This window comes from Candidatus Symbiopectobacterium sp. (assembly GCF_020054415.1).
GTDB lineage: Bacteria > Pseudomonadota > Gammaproteobacteria > Enterobacterales > Enterobacteriaceae > Symbiopectobacterium.
This window is the reverse complement of sequence record NZ_JAHWCO010000624.1, coordinates 1-2841: the sequence shown is the minus strand read 5'-3', so window position 1 is coordinate 2841 and position 2841 is coordinate 1. Positions and strand designations below refer to the sequence as shown.

At 50.1% G+C, this 2841-nt stretch carries 3 protein-coding genes and 1 pseudogene; 2 read left to right on the top strand and 2 right to left on the bottom strand.

All coding sequences use genetic code 11. From position 1 onward, the window contains the following. The coding region (locus tag QZ506_RS18200; RefSeq protein WP_291973003.1) for an integrase core domain-containing protein at positions 1-281 on the top strand (281 nt) is incomplete at its 5' end. Between the two features lie 194 nt (positions 282-475). Here the strand turns inward: QZ506_RS18200 and rssB are convergent. Together rssB and rssA are read right to left on the bottom strand one after the other, a co-directional pair. Beyond that, positions 476-1492: a two-component system response regulator RssB gene (gene rssB / locus QZ506_RS18195; RefSeq protein WP_291973002.1), complete on the bottom strand. Its 1017-nt coding sequence runs from the start codon at positions 1490-1492 to the stop codon at positions 476-478. 106 nt (positions 1493-1598) lie between these two features. After that, the gene (gene rssA / locus QZ506_RS18190) at positions 1599-2513 is read right to left on the bottom strand and encodes a patatin-like phospholipase RssA (RefSeq protein ID WP_291973001.1); all 915 of its coding nucleotides are present in this window, start codon (positions 2511-2513) and stop codon (positions 1599-1601) included. Positions 2514-2762: 249 nt separating this feature from the next. On the opposite strand from rssA, the pseudogene QZ506_RS18185 reads away from it, so the two are divergent. Continuing rightward, positions 2763-2841: pseudogene (locus tag QZ506_RS18185) on the top strand (IS1 family transposase); the annotation flags it as partial.

The window sequence follows — 2841 nt, the reverse complement described above, 5'->3', positions numbered from 1 at the left end:
TCAACGATATCGAGCATACGAAAACGAAGGCGATGTCTCCGCAGACGAACGGCATCTGCGAGCGCTTCCATAAAACCATTTTGCAGGATTTTTATCAGGTTACGTTCCGCAAGAAGTTATATGGAGACCTGGAAAGCCTGCAGGTAGACCTGGACAACTGGTTGTGGCATTACAATAATGAGCGAACTCATCAGGGAAAAATGTGCTGCGGGCGTACGCCGATGGCCACTTTACTCGATGGAAAACGGATCTGTGCAGAAAAGAATCTGAACCAGATGTAATCTGATAGACACCTGTATAAATAATCGGTAACTGTCAGATCAGGTCTGAGCTAGTACAATTTATTCAACAAAGCCACATCGAACGCGAGTACTACGTTTGATGCTACATCAACTCATAGAATACACGACCCAACAAATTGCATGATGAACGCCTATCAGACTATTCCGTAGGCCTCATCACACTGCGTAAGCCTTCAATCTGTTGATAACATCAGCCGTAAGCGTCCACCGCGCCCCCAGACCTGACATTCAAAAGCGGCGCACTCATAGTTTAATTGGTTAAGATATGCTCCATCGAGGGTGCCGAGCGGAATACCATTGTTTAACACCAGCTGCTTCTCCCCTGCGTTCAACATGGCATGCAAACCGGCTGAAATAAGGATGAGCCGTTGCAATCCTCGGTGATAGTAACCCACCAGCAGGGGGAAACTCCCATTAAGATTTGCCTGGCGCAGCAATTGGTTGACCTGTCGCAACAAGACAGACAATTCGGGTAGGCGGTGTTGTTGGTTAGCCAGATGCTCTTGTAACAACCCGTTAAACAGTGTGCGCAGCAGCAGAGCTGCCAGTGTGCCGTTATTATTCACGGCTTGCGTCACATCTAGACAATAGAACGCCAAGTCATCATCAGACAACGCTGCAATATCCAATACCAACCCCGGTTGTTCCAATGACGTCAATTGACGGTAACGCACGCTGCAACCGGCCATTTTTTGTTGTACCGGAGGCTGTAGCTGCGCCAGCAGTTTATTGACCGCATCTGGCGATTGATTGAGTGAATCCATATCCTCCATCAACTGCTCAACTTCGCTCAGTTGAGAAGTAAACATATCGGGATACATGCAGGTCATTACGGCTTCGCGCAAGCGTACATAATCGCGGATAGGTTTAAGCATCACATCCTGTACGCCCAGGCGCAGCACTTTGGCAACATCCCCCATCTGACTGGTGGCAGACACCACCAGAATGGGCGTACTATTATCTTGCAACCGGAGCGTTTCAACGAACTCAATGCCCCCCATTAGTGGCATTTCCAAATCGCACACGATCAAATCAGGGCGATAGTTTTGCATTATGGCTAATGCATCCACCCCATTGACAGCTTCACGCACAGATGCACCCAGCGATGTCAGATAGCCAGCGATCACGGAACGAAATACCGCTTCATCTTCAACAATCAAAATGTGCTTATCTGTTAATGGCTGACCCATTGATGACCTCATATGTCAACTTCATGCATATTCCCTCGCGTTGTTCGGACTTAACCCCTGCCACTCTACCTTTTTACCCTTGTTGATACTTATCGCTGCTACTCCACTATCCTGCGTCTCTGTTTACCAACAGTTGTAATTCATCTTGTTTTTTTTCCACAGCCAGTCGCCCTGCGGCAATCGCCTCTTGCGCACGGTGAAAATCCAGCGTGGAAATTTGTGGGCAATAGGGCTGCACCACCACATCAGGAGGATCGCCAGCCATACGATGCATTTTTAAACGGTTTTCCAACACCTGAATGGAGGCCGTCATGATATCCATCGCTGAAGGTGCGCGGTTGGCACGCTGGCGCTGCAACCCCATGGACAAGCGCTGCCGGAGCTTGTGCTGCCAGTTGAGCGGCGCAGAATCCGCATGCGTCTCTTCAGCCATCGCGGCCACGGACAGCATGTCGTCATGCCCCAGGGTCGCGTTGTGCTGCAAATCCACAGCAATCACCACGTCAGCGCACAGCGCGCGAGCCAGAGAAACCGGCACCGGGTTCACCACAGCACCATCAACCAGCCAATAGGCATTGTGTCGCACGGGCGCAAGCAACCCCGGCATACTGCATGAGGCGCGGATCGCATGGTGCAGATCGCCTTCGGTAAGCCACAGTTCTCTCGCCGTTGTCAGGTTGGTGGCCACTGCTCCGAACTTGATAGCACATTCGTCAATCTGTTGGGTACGCAAGATATGTCGCACCTGGTTAAATACCCGATCGCCGCGCAATAACCCACCACGCTGCCAGGAGAGATCCATCAGACGAATCACATCCCAATGATGAAGCCCACTCACCCAGCGCGCCACGGCATTCAAGCGATTGCTGGCATACGCGGCCCCCACCAAAGCGCCTACCGAACAACCCGCGACCACATCGATAACAATACCCATTTCAGTCAATGCCTGAATGACACCAATATGTGCCCATCCTTTCGCCGCACCCGATCCCAGCGCCAAACCAATCTTTCTTTGCCTCATGATATCCTTCTCATCTCGCTATTCATTTTAGCGCACATTGCCACTCACCGAGATTGTTAGGTAACATATCGCCACGACGTTGAGTTATTTTCACGCAACTATCGATATTTTTTTAATTTTTTTTTACTGTTCCTCATACAATCAGGAGTTACCGTGCCGCAAAGCTGTCCCTGCGGGAGTGGTAAACAGGGTCGTGTATTCAATATGTTGATTGCAGTGTGAAATGTCCGGTTTTGGATGTGGAATACAGTGGCTAAAGTTGATGTAAGATGCCCGTTTTGTGAACAGACATCTCCTGTGAAAAAACACGGTTATGGCAAAAGTGGCC

Bases quoted from the DNA above. Each gene is read 5' to 3' on its own strand.
- rssB (WP_291973002.1), bottom strand. From the start codon at position 1,492: ATGGGTCAGCCATTAACAGATAAGCACATTTTGATTGTTGAAGATGAA.
- rssA (WP_291973001.1), bottom strand. From the start codon at position 2,513: ATGAGGCAAAGAAAGATTGGTTTGGCGCTGGGATCGGGTGCGGCGAAA.